Annotated in this window: 11 protein-coding genes and 1 pseudogene; all 12 read left to right on the forward strand. The window is 65.4% G+C overall.

Annotated elements, in window-relative coordinates:
* Complete coding sequence (locus tag XI03_RS22630) at positions 1–882, forward strand: branched-chain amino acid ABC transporter permease (protein ID WP_028145430.1); 882 nt, start codon at positions 1–3, stop codon at positions 880–882.
* An 11-nt stretch (positions 883–893) separates the two neighbouring features.
* Entirely contained in the window at positions 894–1,913 is a 1,020-nt protein-coding gene (locus tag XI03_RS22635) for a branched-chain amino acid ABC transporter permease (RefSeq protein ID WP_370093429.1), read from the forward strand.
* Positions 1,873–2,802, forward strand: coding sequence for a polyphosphate kinase 2 family protein (locus tag XI03_RS22640; protein WP_028145428.1), 930 nt, complete (start codon positions 1,873–1,875; stop codon positions 2,800–2,802). The genes XI03_RS22635 and XI03_RS22640 overlap by 41 nt, the downstream gene beginning before the upstream one ends.
* On the forward strand, positions 2,799–3,836 hold the full coding sequence (locus tag XI03_RS22645) for a patatin-like phospholipase family protein (RefSeq protein WP_271593387.1): 1,038 nt from the start codon (positions 2,799–2,801) through the stop codon (positions 3,834–3,836). Before XI03_RS22640 ends, XI03_RS22645 begins: the two co-directional genes overlap by 4 nt.
* 821 nt (positions 3,837–4,657) lie before the next feature.
* On the forward strand, positions 4,658–6,997 hold the full coding sequence (locus tag XI03_RS22650) for a mechanosensitive ion channel domain-containing protein (RefSeq protein ID WP_271593388.1): 2,340 nt from the start codon (positions 4,658–4,660) through the stop codon (positions 6,995–6,997).
* 101 nt (positions 6,998–7,098) lie between these two features.
* Positions 7,099–8,099, forward strand: a pseudogene (locus XI03_RS22655) (Bug family tripartite tricarboxylate transporter substrate binding protein).
* Positions 8,100–8,260: 161 nt separating this feature from the next.
* The gene (locus XI03_RS22660) at positions 8,261–9,901 is read left to right on the forward strand and encodes an NAD-dependent malic enzyme (protein ID WP_442869735.1); all 1,641 of its coding nucleotides are present in this window, start codon (positions 8,261–8,263) and stop codon (positions 9,899–9,901) included.
* Between the two features lie 307 nt (positions 9,902–10,208).
* A complete protein-coding gene (locus XI03_RS22665; RefSeq protein ID WP_028145423.1) occupies positions 10,209–10,601 on the forward strand; it encodes a BlaI/MecI/CopY family transcriptional regulator in 393 nt (130 codons plus the stop codon).
* Positions 10,598–13,114, forward strand: coding sequence for a M56 family metallopeptidase (locus tag XI03_RS22670; protein ID WP_271593389.1), 2,517 nt, complete (start codon positions 10,598–10,600; stop codon positions 13,112–13,114). Before XI03_RS22665 ends, XI03_RS22670 begins: the two co-directional genes overlap by 4 nt.
* A gap of 119 nt (positions 13,115–13,233) precedes the next feature.
* Positions 13,234–14,703, forward strand: coding sequence for a DUF1800 domain-containing protein (locus XI03_RS22675; RefSeq protein WP_271593390.1), 1,470 nt, complete (start codon positions 13,234–13,236; stop codon positions 14,701–14,703).
* A gap of 2 nt (positions 14,704–14,705) precedes the next feature.
* Positions 14,706–15,953 carry a DUF1501 domain-containing protein gene (locus XI03_RS22680; RefSeq protein ID WP_271593391.1) on the forward strand — a complete coding sequence of 416 codons (1,248 nt, stop codon included), beginning with the start codon at positions 14,706–14,708 and terminating at the stop codon, positions 15,951–15,953.
* A gap of 174 nt (positions 15,954–16,127) precedes the next feature.
* Positions 16,128–17,297 carry a serine hydrolase domain-containing protein gene (locus XI03_RS22685; RefSeq protein ID WP_271593392.1) on the forward strand — a complete coding sequence of 390 codons (1,170 nt, stop codon included), beginning with the start codon at positions 16,128–16,130 and terminating at the stop codon, positions 17,295–17,297.
* The last annotated feature ends 50 nt before the right edge of the window (positions 17,298–17,347 follow it).

Below are 17,347 nucleotides of genomic sequence, written 5' to 3' on the forward strand. Positions count from 1 at the left end.
ATGCAGGCATTCTTGGACATCTTCGACATCTACCTGCTGGAGGCCGTGATCAACGGCATCCTGCTCGGCGGCGTGCTGGCGCTGCTCGCGCTCGGGCTGAACCTGATCTTCGGCGTCATCGACGTGACCTGGATCTGCTATGCCGAGCTGGTGATGATCGGCATGTACGCCATGTATTTCATGGTGCAGTATTACGGCGTCAGCTATTTCGTCGCCGCCCCCTTCACCATCCTGCTGGTCGCGATCCTCGGCGCGGCGCTGCATTACCTCGTGATCGCGCCTCTGCTGACCGCGCCGCCGATCAACCAGCTGCTTGCCACCGGCGGCGTGCTGTTCGTGCTGCAGAGCTTTGCCACGGTCGCCTTCGGCATCGACTTCCGCAATCTCGGCATCCGCCTGCCGGTGCTCGCCCTCGGCGACATGAACTTTAGTTACGCGCGACTCCTGTCATTTTTGGCGGCGCTGGTCGGCATGGTCGCGGTCTATCTGTTCATGACCCGCACCTTCACCGGCACCGCGATCCGCGCCATCTCCCAGGACCGGCAGATCATGGCGCTGATGGGCGTCGACACCAAGCGGATCTATCTCATCACCTCTGCAATCGGCGGCGGGTTGGCCGGGCTCGCCGCCTGCCTCCTGGTGCTGCAATATGACGTGCATCCCTTCGTCGGCCTCTCCTTCGGGCCGATCACCTTTCTGATCTGCGTGCTCGGTGGACTCGGCAATTTCATCGGCGGCTTCATCGCAGCCTTCGTGTTCGCCGAGATCATCTCGCTCGGCGGCCTGTTCTCCGATCTGGAATGGGGCTATGTGCTCGCCTTCGCCTTCTTCATCGTCATGATGTTCATCCGGCCCGCGGGCCTGCTCGCGAGGCGCCGATGATGGGGCAAGGGATGATCGAGCAACGGCGGCTTGCAGCATGGGGGATTGGGCTGGCGGCGCTGGTCGCGCTGCCCTTCGTCTATCGCGATCCCTATCATCTGCACATCCTGGTGCTGATCCTGATCTGGTCGTTCGCCTATACGTCGTGGTCGATGATGGGGCGGTTCGGCCTCGTCTCGCTCGGCCATGGCGGCTTCATGGGGATCGGCGCCTATGTCACCGCGCTGCTCTGGAACCACCTCGGCGTGTCGCCCTGGATCGGCATTCCCGTCAGCATGGTCGCGGCCGGCGCACTGGCGCTGATCGTCGGCTACCCCTGCTTCCGCTTCCGCATCACCGGACACTATTTCGTTCTGGTGACGCTGGCGCTGTCAGGCATCGTGCTCCAGGTCATCACGGCGACGCGCGACTACACCGGCGGCTCGCTCGGATACACGCCGAATCGAACCTCGGGCAACAAGCTGCTGGCACTGCAGTTCGACGACAAGATCACCTGGTATCTGATTGCGCTCGGGGTCTGGCTGTTCGGCATCGTGGTCTGGCACTGGGTCGACCGCAGCATGAGCCGCTACGCGCTGGAGGCGATCTCGGAGGACGAGGACGCAGCGGCCGCCGCCGGCGTCGACGTCACCGCGGAGAAGCTGAAGATCACGCTGCTCAGTGCCCTGATGACGGCGCTTGCGGGCGCGATCTACTGCCAGTACCAGATGTTCATCACGCCCGACACCGTCAGCGGCATCGCGGTATCGCTCCAGATGGTGTTCGCAGCCATCGTCGGCGGCCTGTTCGTCTCGCTCGGCCCGACCTTCGGCGCCGTGATCACCATCCTGCTGGCGGAAACCCTTCGCATCGGCTTCGGCACCAAGGCGGTCGGCTGGGACAACCTCGTCTATGGCGTGCTGCTGGTCCTTTTCATCATATTCCTTCCCAAGGGCATCCTTGGTAGCGTGCTCGACCGATTGAAGCCGCAACGCAAGGTGCCCCGCGCTCATGAGCAAGAAGCCGTCCAAATCGCTCGCCCAGGAACTTGACCGCTACATCACGCCGTTCCGCTACGACGGCTCGGGCAAGTTTCATCTCAAGGCGCACAAGACCGACGAGAAAGGCGATCTCGACAAGGAGAAGGCGCTGGCGATTCTCGACGCCAACAAGAAGCGGCTGATCGGGTTTCAGGAGAAGCTCTATGCCCAGGACCGCTGGTCGCTGCTGATCGTGTTCCAGGCCATGGATGCCGGCGGCAAGGACAGCGCCATCAAGGCGATCTTCGAGGGCATCAATCCGCAGGGATGCGAGGTCCATGCCTTCAAGGCGCCGAGCAGCAAGGAGCTCGACCACGATTTCCTCTGGCGCCACGCGATCGCGCTGCCCGAGCGTGGCCATATCGGCATCTTCAACCGCTCCCATTACGAGGAATGCCTGGTGACGCGCGTGCACCCGGAGATCCTCGCCAAGGAGAAGCTGCCGCAAAAGCTCGTCACCAAGAACATCTGGAAGGAGCGGTTCGAGGACATCTCGGCGTTCGAGCGCTACCTCTGCCGTAACGGCACCGTGGTGCTGAAGTTCTTCCTCAACGTGTCCAAGGACGAGCAGCGCGAGCGCTTCCTCGATCGGCTGGAGGATCCGGCCAAGCAGTGGAAGTTCTCCATGGACGACATCAAGGAGCGCGCGCTGTGGCCGCGCTACCAGGCGGTCTATCAGGACATCGTCCGGCACACCTCGACGCCTCATGCGCCGTGGTACGTCGTGCCCGCGGACCACAAATGGTTCGCGCGCGTCGTGATCGGCTCGGTGATCAATGCCGCGCTCGAAAAGCTCGACCTGCGTTTCCCCCGCGCCGACAAGGCCTCGGTGACCGAGTTCGAGCAAGTGCGCAAGGCCTTGGAGAAAGAGGGGACGGGAGGCAAGAAGAAAGCAAAGTGACAGCCAATCGGACCGCCGACCGCAAGACCGTCAATTTCGCGCTCCAGGGCGGCGGCGCGCACGGCGCCTTCGTCTGGGGCGTGCTCGACCAGGTGCTCGAAGACGGCAGGCTCGCGATCGAGGCGGTCAGCGCGACCAGTGCCGGTGCCATGAATGCGGTGGCGATGGCTTCCGGCATGGCGCACGGGGGTGGGGAGGCCGCGCGGGAGAGCCTGCACGCATTCTGGTACGAAGTGTCTCGCATGGACATGGCGTACGATTTGATGTCGCCGCTGAACCAGTGGATCCAGGCCCTGAAGCTGCCGCCGGAATATCATCCGGTTCACGCCGTCATCCACACGTTGACGCACACGCTGCCGCCGGGTCTGCTCAATCCCTTTCATTTCAATCCGCTCCGGTCGCTCTTGCAGCGCGTCGTCGATTTCGACCGGCTCAATTCCTCGCCCGAGGCGCCGCAACTGTTCCTCAACGCGACCAACGTCCGCACCGGCAAGATCAAGGTATTTCAGAGCCCGCATCTCACCGCGGAGACCGTACTGGCCTCGGCCTGCCTGCCGCCCTATTTCCAGGCCGTCGAGATCGACGGCGAGCATTATTGGGACGGCGGCTACCTCGGCAATCCCGCGATCTTTCCGCTGATCTACCGCAAGGGCAGCCACGACGTCATCGTCGTGCAGGTCACGGCGATCCGGCGCGACGAGCTGCCGACGAGCGCGGCCGACGTCCTCCATCGCATCAACGAGATCAGCTTCAATTCGTCCCTGATGCGCGAGATGCGCGCGATCGCCTTCGCCACACGGCTGATCGATGATGGCGAGCTCGACAGCGGCAAGCACAGCCGCATGTACATGCACTGGATCGGCAACGACCAGCTGATGTCGCAGCTCGGCACGGCCACGCAATTCCATCCCGAATGGAGCCTGTTGTGCCGCCTGCGCGACGAGGGCCGTTCGGCGGCGCGAAGCTGGCTGGCGCGCAACTTCGACCGGGTCGGGATGGCCTCGACGGTGGACCTGGCCGACATGTTTCTCTAGGCCGCAGACAAAAACTACGAAAACGACCCCATGCACAGTAGCCGGGCGCAGCGGAATCAATGGCTTGCCGGCGGGTGTCATATGAATGCTGATTTTGCGAAATCACATTCACGCGGCGGGCAGAACGGGGGCATGATGTCACCACGCCTATCCAGGGGAACCGGCACATTCAAATGTGATCCCTCACATCATTGATCCCGCTTGACAGTGTTGTGGCACAGGAGGAGCATGCCGATGGTCGCAACAAGCGACGCGCAACGTCCACCTCATGAGCAAGGGGAGGTCTATGACTCCACCTCCGCAAATCCAGCCGCGTTAAGTGCGATGGAGCTCGTTCGGACTATCGCATAGCGGCGGAAAACCGCGAACGGCACGCCGGGTCAAGGTTTAGCGGGCTGCATCAGTGAGGCATAGCCCCTACCTTCCCGGCGCTGTATTTTGCATCACATCGATCGTGTCCGGATGGCCGTGACGAGGCCGGCCGCGACAGGTGGTTTTGACATCCTGCCTTTCTCCTCCACCTTCCTCCTTGCCGTCATTCCGGGCCGCCTCCCGGAATGACGGAGGGTGTTGCTTGGCAGGTCGGCTGGCCCGAGCGCGCGCCTCGAAGGATGGCCGCAGCGCAATTGCCAGGCAACTGACCTGCGCCGATGTTGCGGTTCCCGATCTTCGCATTGCGGCAAATGCCAAGAGAATGTCGCCTCAAAGGCCTACTTCCGACACAGGCCCCGGGCGAATAGCTGCGATCCGACATGACGCATGTGCTTCGGCGGTGACGGTCCCGACGCCGCCGGCTCATTCATTTTTTCCAGGGAATCCTCGTGTCGCATAAGCTTGCCCCGGCGGTCCTCGCCGCTCTCTTCCTCGCGATCTTCTCTCTCTCCGGTGTCCGCGCCGAAACGCCTCGGCCGGCGACGAATAACGCTGCCGCACTGTCGCCCGACGAAGCAAGGCGCGCGCTGGAGACGCTCCAGGACGACAAGAAGCGCGCGCAGATGATCGATACGCTGCGCGCGATCGCGAGTGCGTCCGGTCAGCAGCAGCCTGCGCCGCCCGCGCCGGAGCAGAAGTCGCCGATCCCGCTCTCGGCCGACGGCCTCGGGGCGCAGCTGCTGCTCTCGGTGTCGGAGGAGATCGGCGAAATCTCCAGCGAGATCGCCAGCGTGGCGCGGACGCTCACGCATTTCCCGGCCTTCTACTACTGGATCGTGCGGACCGCGAACGATCCGGCGGCCTATAATCTCCTGATCGAGATCGCCTGGAAGCTCGCGCTGGTGCTCGGTTGCGCGCTCGCGGCCGAATGGGTGATCTTCCGCCTGATCCGCCGTCCGGTTGCGTTCCTGGAGGGACGCGTGCCCCAGACCGCGCGCCTGCCGGCGCAAGCGCTGCCCATCGCCGATCCGCCGTCATCGGTGACGGATGTCATCGCCGAACCGGAGCTGCACAAGCGTCGCCACAGCCTGGCGCGGGTCTGGCAGGTCATGCTGCGACTGCCTTTCGTGCTGGGGCGCTTCGTCCTTGAACTGCTTCCCGTGGTCCTCTTTGTGGGCGTTGCCACGGCGCTGCTCGGCACCGAGATCGGCGAGCCCACGACGGTTCGCCTCGTGATCCTCGCCGTCGTCAACGCCTACGCATTCTCGCGCGGGCTCATCTGCCTGGTTCGGGCGCTGGCGGGGCCGTTCGGCCTGTTTCCGGTGCGCGCCGAGACCGCGGCCTATATCGAGATCTGGGCGCGCCGCATCGTCGGCGTCGGCGTCTCCGGCATCGCCTTTGCCAATGTGGCGCTGCTGCTCGGTCTGCATCGTGCCGGTTATGCCGCGCTGCTCCGCATGGTGATGCTGGTCGTTCACCTCTTCATCGTCGTCATCATCCTGCAATGCCGCCGGCAGGTCGCCGAGGCCATCCGTGCGCCGGCCGAGCGGCAGGGCATCGCGGCCCGCCTGCGCGACCGCATCGCCGGCGGCTGGCATTATCTCGCCATCGCACTGGATCTTGCGCTGTGGGCGGTGTGGGCGCTCAACATCCGCAACGGCTATTCGCTGCTGCTGCAATATTTCGTCGGCACCATCGTGGTCGCGGTGATCACGCGCGTCGCCATCATGCTGACGCTGAGCCTGATCGACCGCGGCTTCCGCATCAGGCCGGAGATCCTGCAGCGCTTTCCGGGCCTCGAGATCCGCGCCAACCGCTATCTGCCGCTGCTGCGCCGGATCGTCTCCAGCGTGATCGTCTTCATCGGCTTCGTGGCCGTGCTCGAGGTCTGGGGTGTGGACGCCATCGTCTGGTTCTATGGCGGCCAGATCGGCAGCCGGCTGATCTCGGCCGTGGTGACGATCGGCGTCGCCGTCCTGATCGCGGCGGCGACCTGGGAAGCCAGCAACGCGCTCTTAGACCGCCAGATCAACACGCTGTCGCGGGACGGGCATTACGCCCGTGCCGCGCGGTTGCGCACCTTCCAGCCGATGCTGCGCACCGCGCTGCTGTGCCTGATCGCCACCGTCGTCGGCCTCACCGCGCTGAGCGAGATCGGCGTCAACGTCGCGCCGCTTTTGGCGGGCGCCGGCATCGTCGGCATCGCCATCGGCTTCGGCTCGCAGAAGCTGGTGCAGGACCTCATCACCGGGCTGTTCCTGCTGCTGGAGAACACGGTCCAGGTCGGCGACAATGTCAGCGTGTCGGGGCTGTCTGGCGTGGTCGAGAACGTCTCGATCCGCACCATCCGTCTGCGCGCCGGCGACGGCGCCGTGCACATCGTGCCGTTCAGCGCGGTCACGACCATCACCAATGCCAGCCGCGGCGCCGGCAACGCCTCGGTCAGCGTCAACGTCGCCTACAAGGAAGACACCGACCGCGCCGGCCAGATCCTCAAGGACATTGTCGACGAGATGCGCCGCGAACCGGAATTCCGCCCGCTGATCCGCGGCGACCTCGATCTGTGGGGCATCGACAAGGTCGACGGCGCGATGGTGTCGATCGTCGGCCAGATCCGCTGCACCGAGGCCGGGCGCTGGCCGGTCCAGCGCGAATTCAACCGCCGCATGAAGCTGCGCTTCCAGCAGAACGGCATCGACGTCGCATCCGCCACCCAGACCATCTTGATGCACGTCGTGCCGCCGCTGGATGGCGCGGCCAATCTGACGCCGCGGCGGGCGGCCGGATAGTCGCTCGGTCGAAATTTCCGGCTTGCCTCCGCGCACCCGGCAGCGTTCACTCGGCCTCCAGCCCGCTGCCGACATGCGGGCGATGAAAATGGGTGGGTGGAATGCTACGAGGGCTATGGGCCGCCTTGCGCGGTCACGTGATCGTCTTGTGCGCCGTGGTCGGATGCGGGACGTGGATTGCACCGGGCCATGCCCAGCCGTTTCCCTCACGCCCTATCACCCTCATCGTACCGTTCGCCGCGGGCGGTCCGACCGACACGCTGGCGCGGATCCTGTCCGAGCGGATCGCCGCCGAGCTACGCACCACGGTCGTGGTCGAGAACGTGGCCGGCGCTTCCGGCAGCATCGCCGGTGCGCGCGTGGCGCGTGCGGCCCCGGATGGCACCACCATCACCATCGGCCATTGGGGCACCCATGTGCTGAACGGGGCGATCTTCAAGCTGCCCTATGACGTGGTCGTCGATTTCGAGCCGGTCGCGATGATTGCGATGGGAACGCAGCTCATCGTCGGCAGGAAGTCACTCGAGGCGAACAACCTGAAAGAGATGATCGCCTGGCTGAAGGCCAACCCCGGCAAGGCCACCGCCGGGACGGCCGGGGCCGGCACGGGCGCGCATGTCGCCGGCGTCTTCTTCAAGGACAAGACCGGCACCGACTTCCAGTTCGTGCCCTATCGCGGCGCAGGACCTGCGATGATCGATCTCGTGGCCGGCCAGATCGACATCATGTTCGACCAGGCCTCGAACTCGCTGCCGCACGTCAAGAGCGGTGCGATCAAGGCCTTCGCTGTGACCTCGCCGACGCGGCTCGCATCTGCGCCCGATGTGCCGACCGTCGACGAAGCGGGCCTGCCGGGTCTCTACATCTCCTACTGGCACGGCATCTGGGCACCGAAGGCCACGCCGAAGGACATCGTCACGAAACTCAACGCGGCGATCGTCGCCGTGCTCGCCGAGCCCGCCGTCAAGCAGCGCTTTGCCGAACTGGGGCAGGAGATTCCGCTACCGGCGCAGCAGACGCCCGCAGCGCTTGCGGCGTTCCAGAAGGCCGAGACCGAGAAATGGTGCCGATCGTGAAGGCTGCCGATATCAGGCCGGAATAGCCGCGGCGTTAACCTTTTCCCGCGTGCAACTGCCCGTCGTTATCGAGAGTCTCGCTGCGGTGCGAGATCACAATCGATGCCTCCGTCGCTACGTCCTTGATCTCGATGGAGCGCTGGCCGACAATGTCCGCGGTTCAATGTGAAGCTTTTTGGGGGAATTCGTGAATAGACCTGCCCGGGTCGTTGCCCAATCGACGCCGCAAGGCATGACATTGCTGCGCGATCCCTTGCTCAACAAGGGCACCGCCTTCACGGAAGCCGAGCGCGAGGCCCTGGGCCTGCGCGGCCTGTTGCCGCCTTGCGTGCTGACGATGGAGACGCAGGCTCAGCGCGTCCTCACCAATCTGCGCACGCTGCCGACCGATCTGGAGAAATACGTCGCGCTGAACGCGCTGCATGACCGCAACGAGGCGCTGTTCTTCCGCGTCGTCGTCGACAACATCGACGAGATCCAGCCGATCATCTACACGCCGACGGTCGGGCTTGCCTGCCAGAAATTCGGCCTGATCTTCCAGCGGCCGCGCGGCATGTTCATCTCCTCGCGCGATCGCGGGCAGATCGCCGAGATTCTGAAGAACTGGCCCTATTCGGCCAAGCTGATCGTCGTCACCGACGGCGAGCGCATTTTGGGGCTTGGCGATCTCGGCGCCAACGGCATGGGTATTCCTGTCGGCAAGCTCTCGCTCTATTCGGCCTGCGCCGGCGTGCATCCGGAAGCGTGCCTGCCTGTTGTGCTCGACGTCGGCACCAACAACGAAGAGCTTTTGAACGATCCCTATTATCTCGGCCTGCGCGAGCAGCGGCTGACGGGCGAGGCCTATGACAGCTTCGTCGACGAGTTCATGCAAGCCGCGCGAAAGACCTTCCCGGGCGTGCTGATCCAGTTCGAGGATTTCGCCAATCATTCGGCGTTCAAGCTGCTGCACAAATATCGGGATGAAGCCTGCGTTTTCAACGACGACATCCAGGGCACCGCGGCGGTGGCGCTCGCCGGCCTGTTCTCGGCGCTCCGCGTGAATGGCGGCAAGCTGAAGGATCAGAAGATCCTGTTCTTAGGGGCAGGCGAAGCGGCGACCGGCATCGCCGATCTCGTGGTCTCTGCCATGATGGCGGAGGGTGCTTCGGAAGCCGAAGCTCTGCGGCGCAACTGGCTGGTGGATTCCCGCGGCCTCGTCGTCGGCGGCCGCGAAGGCCTCTCCGGCCACAAGCTGCGCTACGCGCATGCCGAGCAGGCGCCGATCAGCGACTTCCTCACCGCGATCAAGACGCTGAAGCCGACGGCGATCATCGGGGTTGCCGCGGTCGGCGGCGCCTTCACGCCCGAGGTGCTCGAGACGATGGCCGAGCTCAACGAACAGCCGATCGTGTTCGCGCTCTCCAACCCGACCTCGAAGGCCGAATGCTCGGCGGAGGATGCCTATCGCTACACCAAGGGGCGCGCGCTGTTCGCCTGCGGCAGCCCGTATGAGCCGGTGACGCTCAACGGCCGCAGCTTCGTGCCGCGCCAGGGCAACAACTCCTACATCTTCCCCGGCGTCGGCCTCGGCGTCATCGCCAGCGGCTCGAAGCTGGTGACCGACGAGATGTTCATGGCGGCGGCCCATACGCTCGCTAATTGCGTCGGCAAGGAGGATCTCGCGCAGGGCAGCCTCTATCCGGCCCTGCCGCGCATCCGCGAAGTCTCGGTCCGCATCGCCGCGGCCGTTGCCGACGTCGCCTATCAACGCGGGCTCGCCGACGGACCCGCGCCCAACGACGTCAAGGCTCTGGTGCAGTCACAGATGTACGAGCCGCATTACTGAGTGCCTCCACACCGTCATGGCCGGGCATAGCCGTCCGAAGGACGGCGTCGCTTCCGCTTGCCTATGTCCCGGCCATCCACGCCGTGCTCCGTGGCACGAAGAACGTGGATGCCCGGGCCTTCTCCTCGCCGAAGCGGCTTCGGCCGCGCAGGCGGGACAAGCCCGGGCATGACGACCTTCTGAATTCAAGCGGCTATTAGGTCAGCCCGGCGCCACCATCACAGGTGGAATCGCCGTTGCCTCGCGCGGCCGCATATGCGACAATCTGTAGCGTTACAAGAAAACTCAATCCGCAAGGTAAGCCGCCATGGACGATCGTTTGCCCGAACTGGGCGACCTCGAGCACGAGGTCATGCAATTGGTTTGGGCCCATGGTCCTGTCACGGCCGAAATCGTGCGCGAGCGGTTGTCGCGGCGTCTGAAGGAATCGACGGTGCGCACGGTGCTGCGTCGGCTCGAAGAAAAGGGCTATGCTAACCACACCGTGGACGGACGCACCTATGTCTACCACGCGGCCGAAGAGCGCTCGCGGGTTGCGGCCAAGGCGGTGCAGCGCATCGTCGACTGGTTCTGCAACGGCTCGATGGAAGAGGTCCTCGTCGGCATGGTGGACAACAAGATGCTCGACCAGCAGCAATTGCGCACGCTGGCCGACCAGGTGGCCAAGGCGAAGAAGGCGAGGGGAGTGAAGAAAGAATGATCGCAACTCTGGCGGAGGCGGCACTGCGCTCCCTTGTCCTGGGAGGCGTCGTCTGGTTCGGTCTCAATCTGTTTCGCGTGCGCAACCCGCACGTTCACATGACGGCGTGGGTCGTCGTGTTGCTGGCGTCGCTGGCGATGCCCTTCGTGATGCACTGGCCGACGCTCACGATCACCCGTCTGCCTTTGCCGGTCGTCGTGCCGGATGATTTTCTGCCGGCCGACATCTCGATGCTGGAGACGCCGCAGCCCGCGCTGCCAGTCGCGCCCGGCAGTGCTATCGCGCCGCAAGCCAGAAGCGGGCTTTCGATCAATTGGTGGCTCGTTGCCACCATCATCTATGCCGGCGTCGCCGGCCTGTTGCTGCTGCGGCTCGCGACCGGGCTCTGCCTGACCTGGCGTCTGGCGCGCGCGGCGAAGCCGATCAAGAGCCTGCAGATGATCGCCGTCGACGTGCGCGTCAGCCGCGATGTCGGCGGCCCCGTCACCTTCGGCTCGACCATTCTGGTGCCGCCGCAATTCGCCGGCTGGGACGCGAAGAAGCGCCTCGCGGTGCTCGCGCATGAAGGCGCGCATGTCGCCAATCGCGATTTCTACGTCCTCCTGCTGGCATCGCTCAACCGCGCGGTGTTCTGGTTCAGCCCGTTCTCGTGGTGGCAGCTCGCGCGCCTTGCGGAGCTCGCCGAGATCATCAGCGACGCCGAGGCGATCGAGGTGATCGACGATCGGCTGTCCTATGCGGAAATCCTGCTCGATTTTGCCAGCACCGTGAAGCCGCGGCCGGTCGAGCTAGCGATGGCGCGGGCCTCGACCGTGCGCGCCCGTGTCGAGCGCATCATCGCGGCTGCCGCCATGCCCGTCGCGGTCAGCTGGCGAAAGCGGCTGTGGATCGCGGCTGCGATCGTCCCCGTGGTGATCGTGTCCGCCGGCATGATTGCCTATCGCACGCCGGACGCGGTGCCTCTGGCGGCGGATGCCGGCGAGGTGCCTGCCCAGCATTACCGCCCGTTCGTCAATTTCTACGCCATGGGTCCGGCCTCGGTGTTCGCCATCTTCCGCGAGGGCGACGAGGTCTATGGCCAGCTCACCGGCCAGCGCAGGCTGCGCCTGACGGTCGGCAATGACGGCACGGCCACCTACGCGGCCTCGTCCGGCGAGATCACCTTCGCGCTCGATGCGGAGCGCCACTCGTCCGAGCTGACGCTGCGCATGAACGGCCGCGACATTCGTGCGGTTCGTGTCGCCGAGATGCCGGCGGCGGTAGCCGAGCCGGTATCGCTCGATCCGTATGTCGGTTGGTACAGGATTGCGCCAAACCGCGTGCTCACCGTGCGCCGCGACGGCGACCGTCTCTCATTGCGGGAGACCGGCCAGGACGCAACGCAGGTGCTCCCCGAGGGCACCGACGCCTTCTCCTTCCGCGGCGATCATCTCGTGATCTTCCTGCGCGACGAGCAGGCGAAAGTGTCGCGCCTGCTGGTGCAGAGCGCCATCTTCGGTGCCCGCCTGGGAGCCCGCGTCGACCCGGCGGTGGCCCAGGCGGTCGAGGCGGATTTCGCGCGCCGCCTCGCGAAGGTCTCCGACAGATTCAGGGAGCAGGTGCCGGCGGCCGGCAGTAAGGAGATGGTCTTGGCCGGCATCGAGGATCTTCGCCGCGGCACGCCGGACTATGATCGCATGAGCGCGTCGCTCGCGGCCAAGGTCCATCGCTATCTCGCCGAAATGCAAACGACTTTCGTGGCGCTCGGCGCGGTGGAATCGATCTTCTTCCGCGGCGTCGGGCCCGGCGGCTATGACATCTATGGTGTGAAGTTCGCGAACGGCAGCGCGGAATTTCGCCTGATGATCGAGCCGGACGGCAAGGCCGGCGACGTGTTCTTCCGCGCCGACGGCAATGACGAGATCGGCGGCATGGTGTCTTGCGCGGAGGAGGCGAGCGTCCGCGGCCGCGCCGGAACCTCGCCGATCAGGATCATGCTCTATAACGAGTTGGCCGACGACATCCAGGTCTTCAATCTCGATGCGGACGGCAATCGCAAGGCGCAGATCGTCAGGCCCAACATGACCTGGTTCACCACCACCACCGTGAACAATCCCTGGATGATTGCCGACAAGTCGGGACGGTGTCTGGAGATCCTGATGCCGGGCCGGCAGACCCGCTTCCACAATGTCGAAGCTTCAAACCTCGGCGTGCGTCCGGGGCGCGCCGCCCGCCGCGCCGTTCCGATCGCCAATGGCGAGGAGATGCTGCGCCGTTATATCGAGGGCGTCGGCAGGGGGCAGCCGGACTACGCGCACATGACGTCGGAAGTGGCCGACATCACGCGCCAGCAATTGCCGTTCGACCAGGCGATCCTGGCGCGGCTCGGCGCGCTGCGCGCGGTGTCCTTCCGCGGCGTCACCGCGCTCGACAGCGACATCTACATCGCCCAGTTCGCCAACGGTTCGGCGGAATGGCGCATCGGCGTCAGGAACGACACCATCACGAAGATTGCGCTCGGGCCGAATTTCTAGGGACGCCGGCGGCTCCCGATGTCGTGACGGAGGTGCTGCAATCTCCGCTTGTGGGCCAGTGCCTTGAATGCTACGCTCAGTAGCATTACAAATCGTAGCTTAGAGCCGGAACATTCGCCATGAGCAATTCCGCAAGGGCCGAAGTCGTGCTGGCTCTGCATCGTTTCGGGATGGGGCCGCGGCCGGGATCGATCGCCGCCGTCGGGAGCGACCCGCGCGGCGCGCTGATCGCCGAGCTCGACCGCCCGCTCGCGCTCACCGCGGCGAGCGCTCTGCCCCCCAGTGCGAAAGCCTATCGCACCGTGGCCGATGCCAATGCGCGGCGAGCCGCGCGGGCCAAGCAGGCGCAGCAGCAGGCCAAGAAGCAGCAGATGGCGTCGGCTGGCTCGGGCGATCAGGCCGAGGCGCGGCCCGAGGGGCAGGCACAGGGCTATGCCCAGGAAAAGGATGCGGCCGAGATGGCGGCGAAGCAGGCGGCCGACGCCATTCCCGATCCAGGGCGTCCGATCTACCTGCAGGAAGCCAAGCTCCGCACGGAAGCCGCGCTCGCGGCCGATATCGGTTTTGCCGAGCGGCTGGTGTGGTTCTGGTCCAACCATTTCTGCATCTCGGCCAACAAGATTCAGAGCATGTCCGGTGCCTATGAGCGCGAGGCGGTTCGCGCCAACGCGCTCGGCCGCTTCGTCGATCTCCTGCTGGCCGTCGAAGGCCATCCGGCCATGCTGTTCTATCTCGACAATCTGGAATCGATGGGCGCCAACTCGACGGCCGGCATCAATCGCAACCGCGGCCTCAACGAGAACATCGCGCGCGAGATCATGGAGCTGCATACGCTCGGCGTGCGCACCGGCTACACCCAGGACGACGTCATCAGCTTCGCCAACGTGATGACCGGCTGGACGCTGGTGCCGCCCGGCGCCGATCCCCAGCATGGCGGCGAGTTCACCTTCAATCCGCGGCTGCACGAGCCCGGCGGACAGACCATGCTCGGCAAGCGCTACGAGCAGGAGGATGTCGAGCAGGGCCGTGCCGTGCTGCGCGATCTCGCCGCGCATCCGGCGACCGCGACCCATGTCGCGACCAAGCTCGCGCGCCATTTCGTCGCCGACGCGCCGCCGCCGGCGCTGGTCGAGCAGATGACGAAGAGTTTTCGTGAGACCGATGGCGATCTCAGGCAGATCGCGATCGCGATGGTGTCGTCCGACGAGGCGTGGCGCGCGCCGCCGGCAAAGCTCAAGCGTCCGAGCGAATGGGTCGTCGGCATGGTGCGTGCGACCGGCATCACGCAGGTCGATCCCGTCCTCTACACCGGCGGCCAGCAGCTGCTCGGCGAGCCGCTATGGCGTCCGTCCGCGCCCAAGGGATATCCGGATGACGAAGCGAGCTGGATCGACGGCGTCGGCCGTCGCCTCGACGTCGCCAACAATTTTGCCGAGCGCATATCCGGCAGGGCCGATCCGCAAGCCATCGTCGAGGACGTCTTTGCATCCGAGATCGCGGCCGAGGTGAAGCAGGCGGTCGGCCGCGCCGAGAGCCGGCAGCAGGCGCTGGCGCTGCTGTTCATGTCGGCGGATTTTCAGAGGAGGTGAGCATGGGCGTCAATCATCTGCCCACGCGGCGCGAGCTTCTGGTCGGCTCCGGTGCGCTGTTCGCATGGAGCCAGATGCCCAGGATCGCGCGCGCCGAAGGCCGCGATCCGCGCCTGCTCGTCATCGTGCTGCGCGGCGCGCTCGACGGCCTCGGCGCCGTCGCGCCGGTCGGCGATCCCGACTGGATCTCCTTGCGCGGCGATCGCGCGCTGCTGCTGGACGGCAAGCCGCCGGCGCTGCCGCTCGATGCCTTCTTCGCGCTCAATCCGGCGATGCCGAATTTGCACCGCCTCTACAGGAGCGGCAAGGCGGCGATCGTCCATGCCACGGCCACGCCCTATCGCGAGCGCTCGCATTTCGACGGCCAGGACGTGCTGGAGAGCGGGCTTGTCAAGCCCGGTATGACCAGCTCGGGATGGCTCAACCGCGCGCTGCTCGCGCTGGAATCGGGCGGCCGCGTCGATTCGCGCGGCAGCCGCGCGCTCGGGATCGGCTCGGTGACGCCGCTGGTGGTGCGCGGCTCCGCGCCTGTGATGACGTGGGTGCCGCAAAGGCTCTTGCCGGCGAGCGAGGACACGCAGAGCCGCCTGCTCGATCTCTACCAGCACACCGACCCGAAGCTCGCGACCGTGCTGCAGGCGCGCATCAAGCTCGCTTCGCTCAGCGGGGCGCCGGGCACGGGCGAGGCGATGTCTGACGATCCAACCCTGGCGCCGCCGGGCATCGCACGCGTGCGCGCCTACTTCTCCGACGCCGCCGGCACGGCCGCGCGCTATCTCGCCAAGCCCGACGGCCCCCGCGTCGGCGCCATGGGCTTCGTCGGCTGGGATACGCATATCGCGGAAGGCGCGGCCTCGGGCCAGCTCTACAATCTGCTCGGTGCGCTCGACGGCGCCTTCGCCGCGATCGAGAGCAACATGGGCGAAGCCTGGAAGGAGACGGTGGTGGCCGTCGTCACCGAGTTCGGCCGCACCGCCCGCATCAACGGCACGCAGGGCACCGATCACGGCACCGGCACGGTCGCCTTCCTGATCGGCGGCGGGCTCGCCGGCGGCCGCGTGATCGCGGACTGGCCGGGGCTGAAGCCGGCGCAATTGTTCGAGGATCGCGATCTCAAGCCGACCACCGATCTGCGCGCCGTGCTCAAGGGCCTGCTGAGGGATCATTTGCGCGTCGAGGAGACAGTGCTGGCGGAAACGGTCTTTCCCGGCAGCGCAGACATCAAGCCGATGGGGGGCCTTGTGGCCTGAAGCGCGATGTGCACGCTGACGCAACGAGAGCTCGATTTTCTCGCCAGCTTGAAGACGACTTGGCGACGGCTCTATTGGCGTGAGTTCGCGCGTCTTCTCGAGGAGGGGGCAGAGTCCGGCGAGACTCGTGTCGATATTTGCCCCGCCTCGCAAAGGACATGAGGAGAAGCCTGGATGAGACGCCGCCGGTTCATTTCACTTCTCGGGGCAGCCGCGTTGGCGCCGCTCTCCGCTCCGCCAGTATCTGCGGAGCCATCTGGCGGCTGCGGTGTTCCGCTTGCGCGAGATGATGGCTGGCCTGCCGGCTCCGTCAACGACGATGGGCTCGTCAACCGCGACGCGCTGTGCAGGATGGGGGATCGGCTCGCATCAAGCGATGCCAAAATTCATGCAGTTCTGGTCGCCCGCGACGGCAAGCTGGCGTTCGAACGTTACTTCAAGGGCGCCGACGAGATACCCGGCTACATCTACGGCCGCCGGGTCGAAACCATCGCCTTCGATGCCGATACGTTGCACAACATGAAGTCTGTTTCGAAGAGCGTTGCATCTCTCGTCGTCGGGATTGCGATCGATCGCGGGCTGATACGCGGCGTCGACGAGCCGATCTTCAGCTTCTTCCCCGAGCTGTCCGACTTGCGTTCTCCCGAAAAGGACCGCATCCGGCTGGCGCATGTGCTCACCATGTCGATGGGCCTGAAGTGGGTCGAGGCGACACCCGCGACGGGAGACGACGACAATGACGAGACGCGGATGCATATGGCATGGGATCCGTGTCGCTACGTTCTCGGTCTTCCCGTGACCGCCGCGGCGGGGCAGGAGTTCTTCTACAACACCGGCGCGCTCACGCTTGTGTCGGCCATCATCCGCAAGGCGACTGGACGTCCCCTCGACGAATTTGCGCGCGAGAATTTGTTCGAACCTCTGGGTATCACCGGCACGGCGTGGGGCCGGTACAGGGGGGATACCGATGCCGGAGGAGGATTGCGCCTGCGGCCGCGCGACATGGCCAAGATCGGCCAACTCGTGCTTGCGGGCGGTCGCTGGAACGACCGCCAGATCGTTTCCAAGGCATGGATCGAGGCTTCGACGGCGGAGAAGATCAAGGCGACGGACGATCAATCCTACGGATATCTGTGGTGGCGCGGCCAAGCGCGCCTCAATGACCGGAAGGTCGCCTGGGTCGGCGCGCTGGGGCGCGGCGGGCAGTCGATCCGCATCGTGCCGGAGCTCGATCTCGTCGTCGCAGTGACTGCGGGTTACTATCAGGACTACAGCCCGAAAGCGTTTCAACTCCAGTTCGGTATATTCAGGGACGTCCTGCGCGCGATCCCGCCTCCGGCCTGAGCTGGAGCCGGCCACCGTCAGGGCAATCGCATATGGCATTTCCGCCAGCT

Origin of the sequence: Bradyrhizobium sp. CCBAU 65884, assembly GCF_028128835.1 — a bacterium.
In the GTDB taxonomy this organism is placed as follows: Bacteria; Pseudomonadota; Alphaproteobacteria; order Rhizobiales; family Xanthobacteraceae; genus Bradyrhizobium; species Bradyrhizobium ottawaense.

Bases quoted from the DNA above. Each gene is read 5' to 3' on its own strand.
- XI03_RS22630 (WP_028145430.1), top strand. From the start codon at position 1: ATGCAGGCATTCTTGGACATCTTCGACATCTACCTGCTGGAGGCCGTG.
- XI03_RS22635 (WP_370093429.1), top strand. From the start codon at position 894: ATGATCGAGCAACGGCGGCTTGCAGCATGGGGGATTGGGCTGGCGGCG.
- XI03_RS22665 (WP_028145423.1), top strand. From the start codon at position 10,209: ATGGACGATCGTTTGCCCGAACTGGGCGACCTCGAGCACGAGGTCATG.
- XI03_RS22670 (WP_271593389.1), top strand. From the start codon at position 10,598: ATGATCGCAACTCTGGCGGAGGCGGCACTGCGCTCCCTTGTCCTGGGA.
- XI03_RS22640 (WP_028145428.1), top strand. From the start codon at position 1,873: ATGAGCAAGAAGCCGTCCAAATCGCTCGCCCAGGAACTTGACCGCTAC.
- XI03_RS22680 (WP_271593391.1), top strand. From the start codon at position 14,706: ATGGGCGTCAATCATCTGCCCACGCGGCGCGAGCTTCTGGTCGGCTCC.
- XI03_RS22675 (WP_271593390.1), top strand. From the start codon at position 13,234: ATGAGCAATTCCGCAAGGGCCGAAGTCGTGCTGGCTCTGCATCGTTTC.
- XI03_RS22685 (WP_271593392.1), top strand. From the start codon at position 16,128: ATGAGACGCCGCCGGTTCATTTCACTTCTCGGGGCAGCCGCGTTGGCG.